The organism is Bordetella genomosp. 13, assembly GCF_002119665.1.
GTDB lineage: Bacteria > Pseudomonadota > Gammaproteobacteria > Burkholderiales > Burkholderiaceae_B > Bordetella.
The window spans coordinates 2,357,678-2,372,194 of record NZ_CP021111.1 but is presented as its reverse complement, the minus strand read 5'-3'; the positions used below and the strand labels follow the sequence as shown (position 1 = coordinate 2,372,194).

The following is a 14,517-nucleotide window of genomic DNA, read 5'->3' as shown; positions in this document are numbered from 1 at the left end:
TGTCCGGAACTCAGGTCCCCACGCGCAGCGCGCCGGTCAGCTTGCGCAGGGCCGCCACCACGCTCTGCGCGGTGATGCGGCCGGTCTTGGGGTTCTCGGACGGGATGTTCTGGATTTCCATCGAGAACGTGGCCGAGTCCGAGTCGACCTCGACGCGATGGATGTTGCGCGTGACGCCGGGGTCGGCCCAGATTTCCAGCGTGGTGCGTTCGGGTCCGATGCCGGCCAGCGACACGCTGACCGCCACGTTCAGGTTTGCCGGGAATCCGATGGCCGCTTCGCGCGGGGTGCCGCGGAAGATGCGGGTGGGCTCGGTGATCGCGGCCACGTCGATGCCGTGGGTCTCGAGGTAGGGCGCGCCCAGCAGGCCGCGCGGCGGCTTGCGGGTGATCATGGTGACCGAGTGGATGGTGCCTTCGGCGGCGGCGGTCAGCGCGTCCAGGCCCAGGATGGCGCCCGAGGGCACGATGATCTGGCCGCCATGCGCGGCCGCCAGTTCGATCAGGTCATCGTTGCGCAGCAGCGCGCCGGAGCTCAGCACCACCAGCTTCTTGCCGGCGCGCAGCACCGGTTCGGACAGTTCGCGGAAGACCGCGGCGGGCGCGCATTCGACCACCACGTCGCACAGGTCGGCCAGGCCGGACAGCGTGGTCCAGGCGGGCGCGGCGCCCTGCCAAGTGGCCGCCGGAGGGCGCTGCGGATCGCGGATGGCGACCGCGGCCAGCGTCAGCCCCGGCACCCCGGCGTCCAGTGCGCGCGCCACGGCCTGGCCGATGGCGCCGAAACCCGCGATGCCGACTCGATATTGATTCATGCTGCCGTAAATCCTGTTCAATGGTTGGGGAACTGCCCGATGCTAGGGCAGCCGCGCGGCGGCGGCAAACGATTCGTTCTGCGCGCGTGCATGAGCGCGGCTAATGGATGCGCAGGCGTCGCCCGCCGGCGTGGCATCCGGGGCCGGCGTCGCGTCCTGGCGCGAGGCCGCATCCCGGCCTGACGCCGTATCCTCATGCGCGCCGACGGTCGCCGCCGCACTCGCCGCCGCCTCTCGCAACACCCAGCCGCGGAAGGCCGCGATGGCGGCGCGCTCGGCCCATGCGCCGTGGGTCAGCAGGTAGTACTCGCCCGCGCTTTTCAGCGCCGGGCGCGGCCGCCAGGGCACCACCAGTTCGTTGCGGCCGGGATAGCCGTCGATCAGCACCTCCGGGATCAGCGCGATGCCCTTGTGTTCCTGCGCGGCGCGCAGCGCGACGTAGAAGTGTCCGTAGTCGGCGCAGTTGCGCTGCGGCGGCAGCGTGGCGCCCAGCGCATGCAGCCAGTCGCGCCATGCGTGCGGGCGGCTGGCGGTATGGATGAGCGGAAAATCCAGCATGTCGTCCAGCGTGTCGATGGGCCCGCCTTGCTCCAGCAGGCGGCGCGACATCACCGGCACCAGCGCGTCGTCGAACAGATAATCGGCGCAGATGCCGTCCCAGCGCTGCACCAGCGTCAGGTCGATGCCGGGCAGGTGGCGCGGATAGCGGCGCCCGGCCAGCGGACCCACGCGGATGGCCACGTCCACGCCGTCGGCCTGCATGTCCAGGGGGCGGATGTCGGTGACCACGCGCACCTCGATGTGAGGATGGGCCGCGGTGAAGTCCGCCAGTCGCGGCATCAGCCACAGTTGCCCGATGGTGGGCAGCGTGTTCACGATGAGGATCTCGCCCCGATCGCGGCTGCGCAGCCGGCTCGTGGCGTCTTCGAGATCGCCCAGCAGACGGCGGCAGGCTTCGTAGTACTGCGCGCCGGCCTGCGTCAGTTCGACCCTGCGCGACTGTCGCACGAACAGCTTCTTGCCCAGGAAAGACTCGAGCTTGCGCACCTGCAGGCTGACCGCGCCCTGTGTCACCGCCAGTTCCTCGGCGGCCAGCGTGAAGGAGCGGTGGCGGGCGGCTGCCTCGAACGAACGGACCGACGACAAGGGCGGCAGGTTGCGCGAGACGGCCATGGGAGGCTCCGGGGCTTATTGCACCTGGATGCCGGCCTGTTTGACGACGTCGGCCCAGGTCTGGTTTTCGGACTGGACGTAGCGGGTGAACGCGTCGCGCGCAAGCGGCAGCGGGTCGATGCCGCGTGCGCGGAAGTCGGCCTGCAGGCCGGGATCGGCCAGTGCGGCGGCCAGCGCGCTGCCCAGGCGGGACAGGACCGGTTCGGGCGCGCCCGCGGGAACGAACAGGCCGAACCAGGTGCTGGCATTGTAGTCCACGCCCAATTCCTTCAGCGTGGGCACCTCGGGCAGCAGCGGCGAGCGCGTGTCGGTGGTGATGGCCAGCGGCCGGACGCGGCCGCCCTGCGCGGCGGCCAGCGTGGTGGGCAGCGGGTCGACCATCACGTCGATCTGCCCGCCGATCAGGTCCGTCATCGCCGGCGCGCCGCCGCGATACGGCACGTGCATGAAGCGCGTGTGCGCGCGCAGGTTCAACAGCTCGGCCTGCACGTGGTGGCTGGTGCCCGAGCCGGCCGAGCCGTAGCTCAGCATGCCGGGGCGTTCACGGTCGGCGGCCACCAGATCGCTCCACTTCGCATACTTCGATTGCGAGGCCACGATGATCACGCTGGGCACCGAGGCGATGCCTCCCACCGCGACCAGGTCGCGCGCCACGTCGTAGCCCACGTCCTTGTACAGGTGCGGCGCCACGGCCATGGTGCTGGCCGCGCCCAGCACGACCGTATAGCCGTCGGCCTGGCTGCGCGCCGCGGCCTGCGTGCCGATGGTGCCGCCCGCGCCGGGCTTGTTCTCGACGACGACCTCCGTGCCCAGCTTGCCGGCCAGGGTCTTGAACAGCACGCGTCCGATGGTGTCGTTGATGCCGCCGGCGGGGAAGGGGATGACGGCGCGGATCTGGCGCGCCGGATAGGCGTCCTGCGCACGCACGGCGGCGGCGGGGGCGAGGGCGGCGGACAGGGCGGCGAGACAGAGCGCGAGGCGGGAGAGGGCACGCATGACACGGTTCCAGGCAAAGAGCGCAGGGGGCGCGATGCTGCGAGTCTAGGAGTGCCGTGCACAGGCCTACAAACGATTATTTGTGGACGATGGATTAGTAAATCTCGTGCACCGGATCGGATCATTGCACCGGCTTGGGGCGGCGTCGCGCCGTGCGGCCGGCGCCGTCGGGTCCGCGCGCGGCAGGAGCGTGCCCACTATGGGGCATGGACTAGCCATCGTGCTGCCGCGCCAGATCGCGCATGAGCGTGACGGCGTTGTTCGCGGCCGGCGAGCGATCCAGCCGGCGGTATGCCATGTCCAGTTGCGCATGCGGCGCATCGCCGCGTATCGGGCGGTAGGCGATGCCTTCGGCGCCCATGTGGCGCAGGGCGGCGGGCACCAGCGCGACGCCCATGCCCGCCGCCACAAGACTGATGATGGAGGCGATCTGGGGGGCTTCCTGCACCACCCGTGGCGCGAAGCCGGCGCGCTGGCAGGCCTCCATGATGGCGTCGTACAGGCCCGCGCCGATGGGACGGGGGTACAGCACGAACCCTTCGTCGGCCAGCGCCTGCATGGGGACGGCACGGCGACGGCACAGCGCGTGGTCGGGCGGCAGGGCCAGCAGCATGGGCTCGTCCAGCACGCGCTCGGCGAGCAGCTCGGGATCCTGCGGATAGGGCGGGCGCACGAAGGCCACGTCGACTCGGCCGGCCCTCAGGTCGCGCAGCAGCGATACGGTGTTGCTTTCGTTGAGCTGGATGCGCACGTCCGGGTAGCGGTCGCGATACGCGCGGATGGCGCGGGGCAGATAGGGATGGAACACGGCCGACGCCGTGAAGCCGATGGTGACCGCGCCGTGTTCGCCGCGGCCTACGCGGCGCGCCATGTCGATCGCCCGTTCGGCGCTGGCCAGGATGGCGCGGGCATCGGCCAGGAACTGCACCCCCGCTTCGGTCAGCGCGATGCCGCGCGGCCGCCGCAGGAACAGCGGCGTGGCCAGTTCCCGCTCGAGCTGCTGGATCTGCAGACTGAGCGGCGGCTGTCCGATGCCCAGCCGGGCGGCCGCGCGCGTGAAGTGCAGTTCTTCGGCGACGGCCACGAAATAGCGTAGATGCCTGAGTTCCATTTCTTCAAAGTATGGCGGAGCCCAGTTCTATATATTGGACATATGCAGGGCAGAAGTCTATCGTTTCCCACATTCCCCGTTTTCCGCTGTCGAGTACCTTCATGTCTGCGCCGTCTTCTGTTTCCGCTGCCTCCACCCGTGCCCCGGCCGGACCGCCGGAGCCGGCGCCGCAGCCGGCGCTGGCGCGCGGCAGTCAGGCGCTGCGTCGCGCGCAGTGGGCCTTGTTCGCCGCGGGCTTCGCCACGTTTTCCATGCTGTACTGCGTGCAGCCGCTGCTGCCGCTGTTCACGCACGCTTTCGGCGTGTCGCCGGCGCAGAGCAGCCTGGCGCTGTCCTTCTGCACGGGCATGCTGGCGCTGTCGATCTTCCTGGTGGGGCTGTGGTCGCAGGCGTTGCCGCGCAAGCGCGTGATGGCGCTGTCCATGTTCGCCGCCTCCGTCCTGGCCACCGTGGCGGCCGCGGCGCCCGACTGGCACACGCTGCTGGCGCTGCGCGCGGTGCAGGGGCTGGCCATGGGCGGCGTGCCCGCGGTGGCCATGGCCTACCTGGCCGAAGAGGTCGAGCCGGGCACGCTGGGCCTGGCCATGGGCCTGTACATCAGCGGCAGCGCGTTCGGCGGCCTGTCGGGCCGCGTGGTGGCCGGCGCGGTATCCGACCTGCTGGGCTGGCGTTACGCGCTGGGCATCATGGGGCTGATGGGACTGGCCTCCGCGCTGCTGTTCGTGTGGCTGCTGCCGCCCTCGCGCCGCTTCGTGCCGCGCCGCGGCAACGCGCTGGCGGCGATGCGCGAAGGCTTGTCGCTGCATTTGCGGCATGCGCCGCTGGTGGGCCTGTTCGCCATGGGCGGCCTGCTGATGGGCGCCTTCGTCACCGTGTACAACTATGTGGGTTTCAGGCTGATGCTGCCGCCGTTCTCGCTGAGCCAGACGCTCATCGGCGCGATCTTCGTGGTGTACCTGGTGGGCATCGTCTCGTCGACCTGGTTCGGCCGCCTGGCCGACAGGCACGGGCGCGGCACGATCCTGTCCGGCGCCACGCTGCTGACGCTGGCCGGCCTGCTGTCGACGCTGTCGGGCAGCCTGCCCCTGGTGATCGCCGGCATCGTGGTGTTCACCTTCGGCTTCTTCGCCGCGCACGCGGTCGCAAGCGGCTGGGTGGGACAGATGGCGCAGGGCTACAAGGCCCAGGCCGCGTCGCTGTACCTGCTGGTGTATTACCTGGGATCGAGCGTGCTGGGTTCGCTGGGCGGGCACAGCTGGTCCGCCGCCGGCTGGACGGGCGTCGCGGAACTGGCCGGAGGCCTGCTGGTGGTGGCGCTGGCGATCAGCGCCTGGTTGAAGCGCGGGCAGGGCCTGCCCGCCGGAACCTCGCCCGGCCACTCGTAGAGCGGCCGGGGCGGCAATGCTAGCCGCCGTCTTTCAGGATCGCGTAGATGCGATCCTTGAGGTACAGCTTCTGCTTCTTGAGTTTCTCTATGTCGAGGGACGATCCGGTGGCTCGGCCGCTTTCGATGTTCTGAATGCGTTGGTCCAGGTCGCTGTGCCTGCGGCACATGCTGTCGAAATGCCGATCGTTGTTCTGAAGCGTGGACTGCCGGTCGCGAAACTCAGGAAACATGGAGCACCTCCTTGACAAGAAAGGCCATGCGCCGCGCATGCTGGCGGCGAGGCCGTCGGGATTGCCGTTGCCTGGGATCGGTTCAGTATACGCCCGGTGGGCGGACGGATCAGACGCGCGCGCCGTCGGAGGAGGGCAGCTGCAGGATCCAGGCGGCGTCGTCACGACGGGCCCGCCAGCCATGCACCTGTGCCAGCGCGATGCATTCGTCGGCCGTGATGCCGGAACTCGGGCCGCCGGCGGCGCCCGCGGGCTGGACGGCGCCGGGATAGGCCCGCAACTCGTGTTCGCCCACCGCGTCGATGCGCAGTTCGGCGCCATCGGGCATGCCGTCCAGCAGGCACAGCAGCCATGCCAGCAGCACGTAGCGCGCGGAGAACTCGGGCAGCACGGCCTTGGGACAGCGCTCGGGCAGGTGGATCTGCTTGCCCGAGCGCAACAATTGGGTGAAGACCAGCTTGCGGCACTGCGCCAGCACGTCGGACAGCAGCATGGTGCCGCCCGTGTCCTCGAGCCAGTCGCTGAGCCGGCGCACTTCGGACGTGCTTTCCGCCAGCATGCCCTCGAGGTCGGTGATCAGGTCGTCCTGGCGATGGTCTCCGTCGACCTCGGTGGCGGGACGTTCGGGGGCATGGTGCAGCATGGCCGCTGCCAGCGAGGCGTTGGAGATGGGGCGGATGACTTCGTGCCGCAGCACCGGGAAGATCAGCGCCAGCACTCGGAACTGCAAGCCGGCCACGTAGCGCGGGTCGGTCATGCCTTGCGTCTCGGGAAACGATGACATCCTGCAGCCTCGTGGAACGGAATCAGGCGAGCGGGCTGACCAGCTTGACCAGGGTGTGCGGATCGGCCGGCTTCTCGACCCAGGAGTCGAAGACGTCGACGTTGCGACGCTGCGGGTCGCGGGGCAATCCGCTGAGCGCGATGAGCCGGGGCGGCTGCTGGGCGTGCTGCTCGCGCAGGCGATTGGCCAGCAGGTAGCCGTCGGTATCGGGCAGGACGATGTCGACGATGACGGCATGCGGAAGGAACTCGGCGCTTTGCTCGAGCGCCTCGGCGCCGCTTGCCGCCCTGCGGACGTCGATGCCGGAAAGGGACATGAAATCGGCCAACAGTTCGGATGCCATGGCGTTGTCGTCCACCAGCAATACGCGAGGCGCGTGTAGGTCGGTCAAGCGAGGTGCTCCTTGGGAGGGGCTGAGCGAGGCGGCAGCGTGGGGCCGCGACGCGTTCGGAGATTTCTGATTCTTGGTTCCTGGCTGCGGGCCTGCCTGCGCAACGCGACACGGTCCGAGCGGTTCCGGTGTCTCATTATGCCAACTTCCGGAGCGCGCAGGGAGCGGCCGTCAAGGCAGGCGGACCAGGGCGCGGCCGGCCTCCTGGGCCGGCGTGGGCACCGCGCCGCCGTCGGTCAGCAGCACGACCCGCCCGCGCGCCACCAGGAAACGCAGGCTGTGCCCGGACGCGTCCAGCTGTATGGAATTGCCGTCGGGCAGCCAGGTGTAGGCGCCGCGCGTAACGGTGGGGATCGTGGAGTCGGGTGGGGCGGCCTGCATTTCATAGCCTCCGGCGGCCTCCAGCGTCAGGCGCACGCGCGCGTGGGGGCATGCGGCACACCGCAGCACGCCTTCATAGGCGCCCACCCAGTTCAGGCCGTTGCGCGCGTTCTGCGGCGCAGCCGCGGGCGCGGGAGCGGACAAGGCCCGCGCGCGACCGGCGCCGGACGGCACGATGCAGGCCGACAGCAGGCCGGCGCAGAGGCCGGAGGAGATCAGCAGGGACAGCCGCGTCGGTTTCACCTTGTATCAATTTCCTTGCTGAAATGTGTCAAGTATGCCGCGCCACGCCTGCGTCGCGGCCAGCACGGTGGCCTGCTGCACCGTGTGCGCGAAGCGGAACCGCTCGCCATAGACCGTCTCGTCCGGGAATTCGGTAAGCAAGGCCACCGGAGCGAGCTCCACCTCGCTTTGCGCCATGTGCACCGCGATGCCGTTGACCGTGCCGAAGCCGGGTTGTCCCGCGTGCGCCTCGTACAGCGCCGTCTGCGCGGCATGGAACTCCAGCAAGCCCGGCACGCGCGCCAGCCGCGTCGTCACCGCGTCGACCAGGGCTTGTGCGTGCCGCTGCCATCCTGGGTGGTGGCGCACCACCAGGAAGAAGCCCCTGGGCACGGTCCACGACTCGAAATGCCGCGGCAGGTAGCCAGACAACGGACGGGTCCATTCGTGGGCGGGATAGCCGTGCAGGTTGATGTGCAGCCGCGCGCCGCTGATGGCCAGGGCGTCGATGCGGGCCTGCTGTTCGTGCCGCGGCGCGCGCATGCGGTACGCGATGTCGTCGCCCAGCGCGCTGTAGCGCGCCGCATGGTGCATATGGCGCGGGTGCACGGCGAGATAGTCCTGGTGCAGCGCGTAGCCGTCCGGATTCTCGGCCGCGATCAGGGCGTAGTGGGCATCGCCGGCAGCCTGCAGGGCCTGTGCGGCGCGCAGGGCGCCCACCACGCCCGAGGTTTCGTTGGCGTGCTGGCCGGCCGAGATCAGCACCGCCGGGCCGGGCCCCGCGACGTACGCGCCCAGCACGGGACGACCCTGGCGCGACGTGGCCTGGAACGGCCGGCCGCCCAGCGCCGCCATGACCCCCGCGATGCCGTCCGGCGCCAGCGGCGCATCGACGAGCTCCAGCGGGCCGTCGGGCGCCCGCGGCACGACGGTCGCCGGCGCGGCGAACGCGCAGGTGGCGATGCGCAGGCGGGCGGGGCCCGCGTGCGCCCGCACGTCGGGCACGATCTGGCCCGGCTGCAGGCCCCGGTCGCCGGGCGGCAGGCCGGACAGCCGCTGGAAGTGTTCCAGCAGCGAGAAGTACAGGTCTTCGTGCAGCGCCTCGCACGTGCTGACGAGGTCTTCGTCGCGGTCCAGCGCGAACTCGATGGCCGGGATGTCCACGCGCAGTTCCAGCCGGTCGAAATAGGGCTCGCCGCGTTCCCATGAGTGTCGGCGCACGCAGTCCAGCGTCGCGTCGAACACCGCCTGGTATTCGCTGCGCCAGGCCGCGTCGCGCCGCAGCGCGCCGTCGGCATCGCGCACGCGCAGCCATGCGGTGGGAGACAGCGCCGGGCCGTCGGGGGAATCGTTGACCGTATTGGGCGCAACCACTTCGTGCGACAGCACGCGGCCGTCGGCATAGTGCAGCGCCAACTGGTAGCGCGGCAGCGGCGCGAGCAGTTCGGGGCCGCCCGCCTCGAACGCGACGTCCACGCCGGCATACAGCGCCGCCAGCGGATACGCTTCGAGCCTGTAGCGATTGGGCGCGGCCTGGGGGTGTACGGGATAGCGCACATGAACGCGCCGCAGCCCGCGCGTATCGACCTCTTCCAGGAAATGATGCAGCAGGGGCTTGTACGCGCTGCGCAGCCGCGAGCTGACGCCGGCCCTGGCCAGCTGCGCTTCGGCGTCGCGCCGCGCCTGCCGGCCTTCGAACAGCCAGCCTTCCAGGTGCGCGCCGCGCCACGACGTGGCGGAGAACTCGCGCACCCATGCGTCCAGGGTGCGTTCGAAGACGGTGTCCAGCAGGATCAAGGGCGCGCTCCAGGACGCTGACGTTGCATGCCTTGTACCATGCCGGGGAAACGGGCAATGGGCCCCGGGGCTACGCTCTGTTGCCGATGGACACGCCCGCCCCGCGCCGGGCCGACTACGATTGCCCAGCCGTTTTCGTTTTTCCGAGGTGGTTCCATGAAGATACGCATGCAAGCGCTGGCCGCGCTGGGTTTCTCGATACTGTCCGGCGCCGCGCTGGCACAGCCGGTGCAGCAGTACAACTTCCCGTCGTCGCCGGGCAGCGCCTCGCCGCCTTCCACCTTGCGCATCACCGAATCGCCCGCGCCTATGGCCGCCCAGCCGGCTCCCGCGCCGGCGCCGATACGCGACACGCAGGAAAGCCTGGAGGAGTATCAGCGCTGCCGCACGGTATCGGACCGCGCCGCGGTCGACAGCGAGCAGATGCGCATCGGTGTGGCCGCCTGCCTGAAAGAGCTCGAACAACGGCGCCAGATGCAGGCGCGATAGCCGCCGTTTCGTCACGCTGGCGCCGCGCGGGCGGTGGTAAGCTGCCCCGTTTCGATAGCTGCCGCTGCCCGCCGACATGACCGACCACGCCGCGCCCGACGACGCCCATCTTGCCGAGACCACGCTGCAAAGCGAACTGATCTGCGATGGCGATTTCCTGAAGATCCGCCGCGACACCGTGCGGCTGCCCAGCGGGCGCGAGGCGCGGCGCGAATACGTCGTGCATCCTGGCGCGGTGGTGGTAATTCCGCTGCTGGACGACGGGCGCGTGCTGGTCGAACGCCAGTTTCGCTATCCCGTGGGCCGCGTCATGACCGAATTTCCCGCCGGCAAGCTCGATCCCGGCGAGGCGCCGCTGGACTGCGCCAGGCGCGAACTGCTCGAAGAGACGGGCTATACGGGCGGGCAGTGGGCCAGCGCGGGCCACCTGCATCTGGCCATCGCCTATTCCACTGAGATCATCCACATCTTCTTCGCTCGCCAGTTGCGTGCGGGCACGCGGAAGCTGGACGAGGACGAGTTCCTGGACGTGCATGCCGTCGACCTCGACGAACTGGTCGAGGCGTGCCGCCAAGGCGAGGTCACCGACGCCAAGACCCTGACCTGCATGCTGTGGCTGCAGAACGTGCTTAGCGGCGCCTGGCCCCTTCAGTGGGAAGACGTCGCGCCATGAGCGATACGCGGTTGCCCGCGGTCGACGCCGCTGAGGCGCGGCCGGCAGAGGCCGCGGCCGCCGCGCCGCAGCGGCCCGCGCATGCCGTCACGCTGCAACCCTCGGGCTGGCGCTATGACTGCGCCGAGGGCCACACGGTATTGGTCGGAGCCCTGCGCGCCGGCATCCGGCTGCCCAGTTCCTGCCGCAACGGCACGTGCCGCACGTGCATGTGCCGGATGCTCGAAGGAAAGGTGGCCTACAGCATCGAGCGTCCGGGCCTGAGTCCGGACGAGAAGGCCGAGGGCTGGATATTGCCTTGCGTGGCGGTCGCGCAGTCCGACCTGCTGCTGGAGGTGCCGAACGCCAGGGCGCTGCAGTTCCGTCCGCGCCCGCCCGGCATGCTTACCGGGGCGCGCCGCTCTTAGCGGGAGCGCCGCTTTTGTCGGCGGCGTCCACCAGCGGGATGCAGCGGGATGCGTCCGCGGACGAGACTGCCGACGGCCCCATCAGCGCCTGCACCGCGCAAGTCGACCTGTACAGGTGCGCGCCGCCGTGGCCGGCGTTGGACACCTCGAAGGCGCGGTGCGACGTCGCGCGGCCGTGTCCTGGCTGGGTCAGGTAGCGCCAGTAGTTCAGGCCGCGCGCCAGGCGCGTGGCGCCCTGGGCCTCGGCGCCGCAGCTTTTGTCCAGGCCGGGCTGCTCGGGATTGTTGTCCGCGCTGCCGAACAGATAGACCACGCTGCGTCCCGCGTAGCGCGCGGCCAGCCGCGCGCGATCCGGCTTGCCCAGCAGCGGCGGCAGGCTGTCCAGCCCATAGCGGTACTGGTCGTAATTGGGGCAGATGCCGCGTTCGTAGCGGGCGTAGCCGCGTCCATCGGGGCGGGGGCGGTCGGGCGTCAGGTACAGATACGAGTCGGCGTTGGACACCACATACGACAGCGCCAGGTCCTGCGCGCGCAGCGCTTCGTCCACGCCGTTCAGCACCGCATAGCGCTGCACCATCTGTCCGCCGCTGCCGTGGCCCGCGACCACGATCTCGCGCAACGCGGGCAGGCGACCGGGCGTGGTCAGGTCGCGCAGCACATCGTCCATCACCTGGAAGGCGCCCACCGGCCGCGGCCGTCCGTTGCCGGAGGCGCTGGCCTGCCCGTCTTTCCAGTCGCCGCGGCGCCAGACGGGCAGGCCGCCGAACCCGGCTTCGATGGCGCTGGGAAATTTCAGAGCGAGAACCAGCGTGTCGTCGGCGCGCTCGCGATTGCCGGCATACAGGGCGGTGACGGCCTGGTACGCCTGCGCGGCGTCGCGCCGGTCGTCGTGCACCGCGATGATCACGCGACGCACGGCGCGCAACTGGGCGGGTTGGTCGAGCTGCCGGCTGGCATAGATCGCAAACGGATAGCGTCTGCCCGCGCCGCCCAGTTCGATGCGCTGCCAGGCTGGCGCCGCGCGCGGCGCAGGCGGCAGGTGTTCGATGTAGGGATCGCGTTCGCCGGACGCCGGCTGTGCGTACGACGGGCTGCCCGAGGCCGCGATGCACGCGAACGCCATCAGCAACGCGGCAACTCGGTGCGGCGCGATTCGCGCAAGGGATGGACAGGCGTCTGGTGTCGGGATAACCCGCTGCGGCATGGCGGTCCTTGGGTATAGCGCGGGCCGGCAGGGCGACGGCGAAGGCCGTCATTGTATGCGGCCAGCGGCGCGCGGCTTGCGGTATGCGCTATGCAGTATGCGGTATGCAGTCTGCGGCGGCCCGGCGGCTGTTCAGTCGCGGACTCCGGCGCCCGCCGGCGGTCGGCCAGCAAACGCCGTGCCGACAATCTGTACCCGTGCGCTGTCCCGACGCGCGCGATAGGCGACCCAGTCGTCGCCATCGATGTCCGCCGCCTGGCCGCGAAACGCCGGGTCTATCGGGTAGTACTGGCATGCGACGGGGCCATTGTCCGTCTCTGCCATGATCTCGCGGCGCACGAAACAGCACGGCGTGCCGGGCGTGTATTCCTCGATCGCGTCCATCAGCGCCAACAGCCCGGGTTCGACGTGGTACAGCTCGCCCACCACCGTACGGCCCGACGAGTCGGGCAGCAGGCCGGGCCAGTCGCCGAAATCGACCAGTGTGCCGGGCACTCGTGCGTGGCCCGCCGCGCGCGGCGGCGGCAGGCCGGCCCGCGCCGCGGCGCGTTCCAGATCGTTGATCTCGCCGCGCCGCAGCGTGCCATAGACGAAGACGCAGGTGGCGCTCATGGCGCATCCTTGCGGTCGGGCAGCGTGGCGCCCGTGTCGGCCATGATGGCGCGCGCGCACGCCAGCAGGCGTGGCGCGACTTCGTTGGACAGCGTGTCGGGCGGCAGCTTGAACGCGGGCCCGCCGCAGTTCAACGCATAGACCTCTCCATCGGGCATGAGCAGCGGCGTGGCGATGGCGTTCACGTCCGGATGCCATTCGCCGAACGAGGCCACGTAGCCCTTCTCCTGATACTGGGCCAGGGCCTGCTGCAGCGGCGGCGCCAGTACTGGCCATCGGTCGTCCATGCCGACCCGCAGGCTGTCGATGAGGCGCGTGCGCTCGTCTTGCGGCAGGCCGGCCAGGTAGGCGCGCCCCGATGCCGACGTGGCGAGTCCCAGCCGCGCGCCGATGCCGATACGCATGACGATCGCCGCCGACGCGGGCCGCACCGATTCGAGCAGCACCATTTCCAGGCGGTCCCGAGTGCCCAGGTGCACCGTGACGCCGGCTTCCTCGGCAAAGGTGCGCATGTGCGCGCGCGCCTGCGCGCGCAGGTCCAGCTTGGACAGGTACGCATGGCTCAGCGCCATCACGCCCGGACCCAGGTCATAGCGCTCGGACCCGGGCGGACGGCGCAGCAGTCCGGCGGACAGCAGCGTACCGGTCAGGCGCAGCGCCGTGGGCTTGGGAATGCCGGTGCCTTCGGAGATCTCCTTCAGCGTGACGGGCGCCTCGCTGGCGCCGACGAAGCGCAGCACGGCCAGTCCGCGCGCCAGCGCGCTGACCTCGCCTTCGATGAGTTCGCCGCCCGGCGGGACTTCCTGCATAGAGACTCCTGAATTGAATGATGAGCGCCGGGCCGGCTGTGGACCGGATGAGGGCGCATTCCGTTTTGCGGGATTTTACTGACGCGCAAATCGCTCGCCTGGCGTGATGTTGTGTTTATAATAAAATCAAATTTCATTAAACGGAGACGCGCTTGGCCCTGACCTTGACCCCCATCATGCCCGGCTTCGCCGCCGAGGCGCACGGCCTGGATCTGTCGCAACCGCTGGACGCGGCTCAAATCCAGGCGGTCGACGCCGCCATGGACCGCCATGCCGTCCTGGTGTTCCGCAGTCAGGCGCTGACCCCCGAAGCCCAGCTTCGCTTCGCGCGCAGCTTCGGAGAATTGGACCTGGGTTTCAAAAAAGCCTCGAAATCGTCCAATCGGTTGGCGCATGAGGAATTGCTCGACATTTCGAACGTGGACGAGCACGGCCGCGTGGCCGATCGCAACCATCGCAAGATCGTGGGCAATCTGGCCAACCAGCTGTGGCACAGCGATAGCTCGTTCCAGGATCCCCCCGCCCGCTATTCCATGCTGCACGCCGTGGTGCTGCCCGAAGAGGGCGGCGAGACGGAGTTCGCCGACGTGCGCGCGGCGTACGACGCCTTGCCAGACGCCATGAAACAGCGGTTGGCCGGATTGACGGCCGAGCATTACGCGCTGCATTCGCGCTTCCTGCTGGGCGATACCGATTACTCGGAAGAGCAGCGCAAGGCCATCCCGGCCGCGGCGTGGCCGCTGGTGCGGCGCCATCCGGGCAGCGGGCGCGAGCTGCTGTTCATCGGCGCCCATGCCAGCCACGTGCTTGAGCTGTCCGTGGCCGAAGGGCGGCTGCTGCTGATGGACCTGCTGGAACACGCGACGCAGCCCCGCTTCGTGTACCGCCACGTCTGGCAGCCCGCCGACCTGGTCATGTGGGACAACCGCAGCACGCTGCACCGCGGGCGTCCCTTCGACCTGTCCGCGCGCCGCGAGCTGCGCCGCACGACCACACTGGACGCCGCCGCATAGTCGCGGACCATCGCACCGATCCGA

Annotated in this window: 17 protein-coding genes; 5 read left to right on the top strand and 12 right to left on the bottom strand. The window is 69.9% G+C overall.

The window, feature by feature from the left end; translation table 11 throughout:
• Positions 1 to 10: 10 nt before the first annotated feature.
• From CAL15_RS10745 to CAL15_RS10730, 4 genes are all read right to left on the bottom strand, one after another.
• On the bottom strand, positions 11 to 814 hold the full coding sequence (locus CAL15_RS10745; RefSeq protein ID WP_086078585.1) for an aspartate dehydrogenase: 804 nt from the start codon (positions 812 to 814) through the stop codon (positions 11 to 13).
• Positions 815 to 856: 42 nt separating this feature from the next.
• Positions 857 to 1,987 carry a LysR substrate-binding domain-containing protein gene (locus CAL15_RS10740; protein ID WP_086078584.1) on the bottom strand — a complete coding sequence of 377 codons (1,131 nt, stop codon included), beginning with the start codon at positions 1,985 to 1,987 and terminating at the stop codon, positions 857 to 859.
• 15 nt (positions 1,988 to 2,002) lie between these two features.
• Positions 2,003 to 2,983 (bottom strand): Bug family tripartite tricarboxylate transporter substrate binding protein, encoded by a 981-nt coding sequence (locus CAL15_RS10735; protein WP_086078583.1) that lies wholly within the window; start codon positions 2,981 to 2,983, stop codon positions 2,003 to 2,005.
• A gap of 211 nt (positions 2,984 to 3,194) precedes the next feature.
• Complete coding sequence (locus tag CAL15_RS10730) at positions 3,195 to 4,094, bottom strand: LysR substrate-binding domain-containing protein (RefSeq protein ID WP_086078582.1); 900 nt, start codon at positions 4,092 to 4,094, stop codon at positions 3,195 to 3,197.
• A 101-nt stretch (positions 4,095 to 4,195) separates the two neighbouring features.
• Between CAL15_RS10730 and CAL15_RS10725 the strand changes: the two genes are divergently transcribed.
• Positions 4,196 to 5,479, top strand: coding sequence for an MFS transporter (locus CAL15_RS10725; RefSeq protein ID WP_086078581.1), 1,284 nt, complete (start codon positions 4,196 to 4,198; stop codon positions 5,477 to 5,479).
• 19 nt (positions 5,480 to 5,498) lie between these two features.
• On the opposite strand, the gene CAL15_RS10720 is transcribed toward CAL15_RS10725, so the two are convergent.
• From CAL15_RS10720 to CAL15_RS10700, 5 genes are all read right to left on the bottom strand, one after another.
• Complete coding sequence (locus CAL15_RS10720; RefSeq protein ID WP_086078580.1) at positions 5,499 to 5,711, bottom strand: YdcH family protein; 213 nt, start codon at positions 5,709 to 5,711, stop codon at positions 5,499 to 5,501.
• A gap of 109 nt (positions 5,712 to 5,820) precedes the next feature.
• A complete protein-coding gene (locus tag CAL15_RS10715; protein WP_086078579.1) occupies positions 5,821 to 6,495 on the bottom strand; it encodes a hypothetical protein in 675 nt (224 codons plus the stop codon).
• Positions 6,496 to 6,517: 22 nt separating this feature from the next.
• A complete protein-coding gene (locus tag CAL15_RS10710; RefSeq protein WP_086078578.1) occupies positions 6,518 to 6,886 on the bottom strand; it encodes a response regulator in 369 nt (122 codons plus the stop codon).
• Positions 6,887 to 7,057: 171 nt separating this feature from the next.
• A complete protein-coding gene (locus CAL15_RS10705; RefSeq protein WP_086078577.1) occupies positions 7,058 to 7,510 on the bottom strand; it encodes a copper resistance protein NlpE N-terminal domain-containing protein in 453 nt (150 codons plus the stop codon).
• A gap of 6 nt (positions 7,511 to 7,516) precedes the next feature.
• Positions 7,517 to 9,286 (bottom strand): peptidase M14, encoded by a 1,770-nt coding sequence (locus tag CAL15_RS10700; RefSeq protein ID WP_086078576.1) that lies wholly within the window; start codon positions 9,284 to 9,286, stop codon positions 7,517 to 7,519.
• Between the two features lie 156 nt (positions 9,287 to 9,442).
• Here CAL15_RS10700 and CAL15_RS10695 point away from each other — a divergent pair, with 156 nt between their 5' ends.
• The 3 genes from CAL15_RS10695 (at position 9,443) to CAL15_RS10685 (ending at position 10,855) form a co-directional block, all read left to right on the top strand.
• On the top strand, positions 9,443 to 9,775 hold the full coding sequence (locus tag CAL15_RS10695) for a hypothetical protein (protein ID WP_086078575.1): 333 nt from the start codon (positions 9,443 to 9,445) through the stop codon (positions 9,773 to 9,775).
• 76 nt (positions 9,776 to 9,851) lie between these two features.
• Complete coding sequence (locus tag CAL15_RS10690; protein WP_086078574.1) at positions 9,852 to 10,448, top strand: NUDIX domain-containing protein; 597 nt, start codon at positions 9,852 to 9,854, stop codon at positions 10,446 to 10,448.
• Positions 10,445 to 10,855, top strand: a complete 411-nt coding sequence (locus tag CAL15_RS10685; protein ID WP_086078573.1) for a 2Fe-2S iron-sulfur cluster-binding protein — start codon at positions 10,445 to 10,447, stop codon at positions 10,853 to 10,855. The genes CAL15_RS10690 and CAL15_RS10685 overlap by 4 nt, the downstream gene beginning before the upstream one ends.
• On the opposite strand, the gene CAL15_RS10680 is transcribed toward CAL15_RS10685, so the two are convergent.
• The 3 genes from CAL15_RS10680 to CAL15_RS10670 form a co-directional block, all read right to left on the bottom strand.
• Complete coding sequence (locus CAL15_RS10680; protein ID WP_232468225.1) at positions 10,833 to 11,978, bottom strand: hypothetical protein; 1,146 nt, start codon at positions 11,976 to 11,978, stop codon at positions 10,833 to 10,835. The two genes, CAL15_RS10685 and CAL15_RS10680, sit on opposite strands and share 23 nt — an antisense overlap.
• Before the next feature lie 213 nt (positions 11,979 to 12,191).
• The gene (locus CAL15_RS10675) at positions 12,192 to 12,671 is read right to left on the bottom strand and encodes a gamma-glutamylcyclotransferase family protein (protein WP_086078572.1); all 480 of its coding nucleotides are present in this window, start codon (positions 12,669 to 12,671) and stop codon (positions 12,192 to 12,194) included.
• Positions 12,668 to 13,480, bottom strand: a complete 813-nt coding sequence (locus CAL15_RS10670; protein WP_086078571.1) for an IclR family transcriptional regulator — start codon at positions 13,478 to 13,480, stop codon at positions 12,668 to 12,670. The genes CAL15_RS10675 and CAL15_RS10670 overlap by 4 nt, the downstream gene beginning before the upstream one ends.
• A gap of 152 nt (positions 13,481 to 13,632) precedes the next feature.
• On the opposite strand from CAL15_RS10670, the gene CAL15_RS10665 reads away from it, so the two are divergent.
• Positions 13,633 to 14,493: a TauD/TfdA dioxygenase family protein gene (locus tag CAL15_RS10665; RefSeq protein WP_198299200.1), complete on the top strand. Its 861-nt coding sequence runs from the start codon at positions 13,633 to 13,635 to the stop codon at positions 14,491 to 14,493.
• Positions 14,494 to 14,517 lie beyond the last annotated feature (24 nt).

What these genes read in the sequence shown, in the direction of transcription:
- CAL15_RS10740 (WP_086078584.1), bottom strand. Translation starts at nt 1,987, where the DNA reads ATGGCCGTCTCGCGCAACCTGCCGCCCTTGTCGTCGGTCCGTTCGTTC.
- CAL15_RS10690 (WP_086078574.1), top strand. Translation starts at nt 9,852, where the DNA reads ATGACCGACCACGCCGCGCCCGACGACGCCCATCTTGCCGAGACCACG.
- CAL15_RS10715 (WP_086078579.1), bottom strand. Translation starts at nt 6,495, where the DNA reads ATGTCATCGTTTCCCGAGACGCAAGGCATGACCGACCCGCGCTACGTG.
- CAL15_RS10670 (WP_086078571.1), bottom strand. Translation starts at nt 13,480, where the DNA reads ATGCAGGAAGTCCCGCCGGGCGGCGAACTCATCGAAGGCGAGGTCAGC.
- CAL15_RS10735 (WP_086078583.1), bottom strand. Translation starts at nt 2,983, where the DNA reads ATGCGTGCCCTCTCCCGCCTCGCGCTCTGTCTCGCCGCCCTGTCCGCC.
- CAL15_RS10680 (WP_232468225.1), bottom strand. Translation starts at nt 11,978, where the DNA reads ATGGCGTTCGCGTGCATCGCGGCCTCGGGCAGCCCGTCGTACGCACAG.
- CAL15_RS10730 (WP_086078582.1), bottom strand. Translation starts at nt 4,094, where the DNA reads ATGGAACTCAGGCATCTACGCTATTTCGTGGCCGTCGCCGAAGAACTG.
- CAL15_RS10685 (WP_086078573.1), top strand. Translation starts at nt 10,445, where the DNA reads ATGAGCGATACGCGGTTGCCCGCGGTCGACGCCGCTGAGGCGCGGCCG.
- CAL15_RS10745 (WP_086078585.1), bottom strand. Translation starts at nt 814, where the DNA reads ATGAATCAATATCGAGTCGGCATCGCGGGTTTCGGCGCCATCGGCCAG.
- CAL15_RS10720 (WP_086078580.1), bottom strand. Translation starts at nt 5,711, where the DNA reads ATGTTTCCTGAGTTTCGCGACCGGCAGTCCACGCTTCAGAACAACGAT.
- CAL15_RS10675 (WP_086078572.1), bottom strand. Translation starts at nt 12,671, where the DNA reads ATGAGCGCCACCTGCGTCTTCGTCTATGGCACGCTGCGGCGCGGCGAG.
- CAL15_RS10695 (WP_086078575.1), top strand. Translation starts at nt 9,443, where the DNA reads ATGAAGATACGCATGCAAGCGCTGGCCGCGCTGGGTTTCTCGATACTG.
- CAL15_RS10725 (WP_086078581.1), top strand. Translation starts at nt 4,196, where the DNA reads ATGTCTGCGCCGTCTTCTGTTTCCGCTGCCTCCACCCGTGCCCCGGCC.